At 52.4% G+C, this 4,772-nt stretch carries 4 protein-coding genes; all 4 read right to left on the bottom strand.

What is annotated here, in order from left to right:
• Positions 1–96 precede the first annotated feature (96 nt).
• Positions 97–1,386, bottom strand: coding sequence for a histidinol dehydrogenase (hisD, locus tag NK662_RS20450; RefSeq protein WP_254760817.1), 1,290 nt, complete (start codon positions 1,384–1,386; stop codon positions 97–99).
• Positions 1,387–1,552: 166 nt separating this feature from the next.
• Positions 1,553–2,557 carry a LacI family DNA-binding transcriptional regulator gene (locus NK662_RS20445; protein ID WP_254760816.1) on the bottom strand — a complete coding sequence of 335 codons (1,005 nt, stop codon included), beginning with the start codon at positions 2,555–2,557 and terminating at the stop codon, positions 1,553–1,555.
• A 91-nt stretch (positions 2,558–2,648) separates the two neighbouring features.
• Entirely contained in the window at positions 2,649–3,317 is a 669-nt protein-coding gene (locus NK662_RS20440; RefSeq protein WP_254760815.1) for a potassium channel family protein, read from the bottom strand.
• Between the two features lie 151 nt (positions 3,318–3,468).
• Positions 3,469–4,590 (bottom strand): N-acetyldiaminopimelate deacetylase, encoded by a 1,122-nt coding sequence (locus NK662_RS20435; RefSeq protein WP_254760814.1) that lies wholly within the window; start codon positions 4,588–4,590, stop codon positions 3,469–3,471.
• Positions 4,591–4,772 lie beyond the last annotated feature (182 nt).

The following is a 4,772-nucleotide window of genomic DNA, read 5'->3' as shown; positions in this document are numbered from 1 at the left end:
GAGCCCGGTTCAATACCGGTCTCATGCCCAAGAGGCTGCCTGACACGCCCGTGTCTAACTTTTGGGGGCCAGTTCAAAAACCGGAGCCTTTTTTCTTTATTCAGCCGTTACCTTGGCATAGCGGCGCACGCGCAGCAGTGCCTGCTCGGCATGGCCGGCAAAGTTTTCAATTTGGCAAAGACGCGCAGCGTAGTCACCGATATATGCACTTGCCTCTTCGCTTGTAATACGCTGATAGGTGCATGTTTTCAAGAACTTGCCGACCCACAGTCCGCCTGTATAGCGGGCCGCGCCTTTTGTCGGCAGCGTGTGGTTGGTTCCGATCACCTTATCGCCGTATGCCACGTTTGTTTCTGGTCCCAGGAACAAGGCGCCATAGTTCTTCATGTTATCCAGGAAGTAGTTCGGGTCCTTCGTCAGCACTTCAACATGCTCATATGCCAGCTTATCAGCTTCGACAAGCGCTTCTTCTTCGTCCTGCACAAGCAGGATGCTGCCGTTTTCTTCCCAGGCAATACGCGCTACATCTGCTGTCGGCAATGTCTGCAGCTGGCGCTCAATTTCCGCCAGTGTTTCCTGTGCCAGCTTTTCGGATGTTGTGATGAGTGCCCCCGGTGAAGTTGGGCCGTGCTCAGCTTGTCCGAGAATATCGCAAGCCACCATTTCTGCATCTGCTGTTTCATCTGCAATAACAAGAACCTCTGTCGGGCCGGCAAATAGATCAATGCCGACACGGCCGAACAGCTGACGCTTTGCTTCAGCCACAAAGGCGTTCCCCGGTCCAACCAGCATATCCACCGGCGCAATGGTCTCCGTGCCGATTGCCATGGCTGCCATCGCCTGTACGCCGCCCAGAATGTAAATCTCATCCGCTCCCGCAAGAGACATCGCAGCCACTGTTGCTGCCGGAATCTCCCCATTGATTGGCGGTGTGCAAGCAATCACGCGCTTTACGCCGGCAACCTTGGCAGTGAGAACGCTCATGTGTGCAGAAGCAACCATCGGATATCGTCCGCCCGGGATATAGCAGCCCACACTATTGACTGGAATGTTCTTATGTCCCAGAATGACGCCAGGCATCATTTCCACTTCAATATCCAGCATGGACTTGCGCTGCTCCTCCGCAAAGCGGCGGATGTTGCCCTGGGCAAAGCGGATGTCGGCAATAGTCCGCTCCGGAACCGTGCTGATGATGCTTTGAATCTCCTCCTCGGATAGACGGAAGCTTGCCGGCGACCATTTATCAAACTGCTCAGACAAGGCGCGGACAGCGCTGTCCCCCTCAGCCTCAACACGCGCAAGGATGCCGCGTACCGTCTCAGCTACCTTTGCATCATGCTGTGCAATTTCCTCTTTGCTTTTCCCCTGTTTCACATACACAACCATGAAAAAAATCCCCCTTTTATCGTCTTTGCATACGTACCCAAAATAAACCGCAGCAGTTTTGCATACGTATGCAAAATGATTGAAATGAAAAGATTATCTGCAACAGACAATCTTCTGAAAAATAAAAATGCTTCTACGTATAGACTATTGCATACTCTGCCGCATGTCAACTTTTTTTGAAAGGGCTTGCAGAATTTCTTTCCACCAGCTCGCCCGGCAGCAGCAGTGTGACCGGTTCTGTATCCTGCTGCCGGATCTCCCGCAGCAATATTTCAACGGATGCCCCAATCATCTCATCCACCGGCTGCTTCCATGTTGTCAACGCATAGGGCGGCCAGGCAGCCATCGCAATATCATCAAAGCCGACAATTGACACGTCATGGGGCACAGCAAGACCAAGAAACTTAGCCGCGTCAATGGCGCCGAGCGCCATAATGTCATTGGCGCAGAAAATGGCATCCGGGCGGACATCCTGCAGCAGCTTCAATGCTGCTTCATAGCTGCCTTCGTAGGTGTAATGGCCCGCTTCTACAGCAGGCTCCACACCCCGCTGCCAGAGCGCGGCCCGGAATCCTTCCTCCCGGTCACGGCTTGTGGATGTGTCAGAGCTCCCGGCAATATAAGCAAAGGCCTGGTGTCCCTGCTGAAGCAAATAGTTCCCGATTTGCCCGCCTGCCGCATAGTTGTCACAGCATACAACCGAACAGGGAGCATGCTTCACATATCGATTGAACAACAGCACAGGAATATGATGCTCCGCAAATTGCGCTGCTACAGAAGAGGATAACAGGGCATCCGTCACAATGATTCCCTCTACACTGTATTCTAAAAACTGCGTAATTTCTTCTGCCTGAATTTCATCCTGCTCCGTATGGACAAACAGCACATGGTACCCATGCCGGCGCAAGCCCCTTGTGAACTTATCCAAAATGTCGGGATAAAAGGGATTCTGCACATCCCGCATAATGAGGCCGACCATATTGGTCTTGTTGGTGATAAGCCCCCTCGCCAAGGCATTCGGACGGTATCCGAGCTCCTCTGCCGCCTCCAATACGCGGCGGCGCGCTTTCTCTGATACACTGGCTCCCGGCGTGAATACACGTGACACGGTCGACTGCGACACACCGGCCCGTTCAGCCACCTCTACGGCATTCGCCTGCTTCTTCTTCAATACAATCCCCCCAACTGACAGACTCTCTCTATTGTAATTTCCCAGCCGGCATTTTCCTACAAAAATGTAAAAAAGAGAGGAGGGCCCTCTCTTACTTGGCCAGGAATTGCTCAAAGCGGTCAATATCAGCGTCTGCGCCGATCACAATGAGAATATCCCCCATCTGAATAGGTTCTGCTGCCCCCGGTGATACAAATATCTCCCGGCCGCGCTTGATGGCTACAATATTCAAGCCGAAGCGGGCGCGTACATTGAGCGCCTGCAGCGTCTGGCCGCTGATGGCCCGGTTTGCAATGATCTCCACAATGCTGTGCTCATCCGACAGCTCTAAATAATCCAGCACGCTGTTTGAAGCAATATTGTTGGCAATTCTTCTTCCCATATCCCGCTCCGGATGGACAATCTGGTCAGCGCCGATTTTCCGAAGCACCTTCTCATGATAGTCGTTCTGCGCTTTCACGGTAATATTTTCCACTCCAAGCTCTTTTAAAATGAGTGTCGTCAAAATGCTGGCCTGAATATTATCACCGATCGCAACCACTACATGGTCAAAATTGCGGATCCCCAGGCTTTTCAGCACCATTTCGTCTGTAGAGTCCGCAATGACCGCATGGGAAGCAATGTTGGCAAACTCGTTCACCCGCTCTTCATCAATATCCATCGCCATGACTTCCATCCCAAGCTGGGCCAGTTCACGGCAGATGCTTCCGCCGAAGCGGCCGAGGCCGATTACAGCAAACTCCTTCTTTTGCACAGCCATTCTATACTCCCCCCAGATATTTGTTCAAGTGTTGCCTAGTATGTACGATATTAGCATACCCTACTGCCGCAAGTTCGGGAAAGCAAAAAGGAAGGCACCCGGGCGGATACACGTCTATCTCCCTGGATGCCTCTTCATCCGCACCTTGAGCCTAGCGCGTCCCCTTCCAGGCCATATAACCGCTCACCAAGGAAATGGCGGTCTCAATGGCATCCTCGCTCGGCTGCAGCTTTGCATGGTGCAAACCGTACGCCGAATCTACACCAAGCCAAAACATAAAGCCCGGTGTATCCCGCAGCATATAGCCGAAGTCTTCTCCTGTCATGGCTTCCGTGCATTCCACAACCTTTACGCCTGATTGGGTACGGGCATACTCCATAAATTCAGCTGTCAGCTCCTCATGATTATCCACCTGATAATACATGGCGCCATAATCGATTGCAGCTTCACAGGCAAAGGAAGCCTCAATACCGCGGACCACTGCCTCAATACGGGACTTCACTCTCTCCATGGACTCTGCAGACAGCGTACGAATCGTGCCCTCCAAACGCGCTTTCTCCGCGATAATATTTTGAACTGTACCGCCTGTAATCTTCCCGATTGTAATCACGGCAGAATCCAATGGATTCACATTGCGGCTGATGATCGTCTGCAGCTGAAGCACCAGGTTGCTGGCTGCCACAATCATATCATTCGCGTTATGCGGGAATGCCGCATGGCCGCCTTTCCCTTTTACATCAATAAATAATTCAGAGGTGTTGGCAAACAGCAGGCCGCCTTTTGTTGCAATGGTCCCCACCGGATATTCCGGCGCGATATGCAGGGCCAGCACCAGATCCGGCTTCCAGGCCCGGAACTCTTCACTGGCAATCATCGGCTCTGCTCCGCCCGGGCCTTCTTCGGCAGGCTGGAACAGGAATACGGCATCATCATCAATCGGTTCCGCCACAAGCTTCGTTAATATTCCGAGCGCAATGCTTGTATGCATGTCGTGGCCGCATGCATGCATCAGGCCTTCATGGGTGGAAGCGAACTCATAGCCCGTCTCCTCTGTAATAGGCAGGGCGTCAATGTCAGCACGGTAGCCAATGGTTTGCTGCGGATTCCGCCCCTTCACCTTTGCCAATACACCGGTGCGCCAGGTTTGAATCTCAATACGCTCCTGCGGCAACGCGGCCAAGTAATTCAGAATGTACGCCTGTGTTTTAAATTCTTGGAAGCCAAGCTCGGGAATTTGATGCAAATCACGGCGAATTTGTACGAACGGATTCATTTCTCTCAGTCTCCTTTGTAAAAAAGCGCAAGGACAAGAGAGTCCTTACGCTTTTTAAAATGTACGTCCTTTTGACGGAAACCAGCCGGCTTTGGAAGCCGGACGGGCCTCTTCGCTTTTCTTTATGTCCAGCTGCGAGGGCTGGCTCACTGTCAGGGAGAACCTGTCCGCATAAAAGGCAA

Source organism: Ectobacillus ponti (genome assembly GCF_024294785.1).
Lineage (GTDB): Bacteria > Bacillota > Bacilli > Bacillales > Bacillaceae_G > Ectobacillus > Ectobacillus ponti.
Note: the sequence above shows the minus strand (reverse complement) of the source record. Positions and strands in the feature narration are given on the sequence as shown.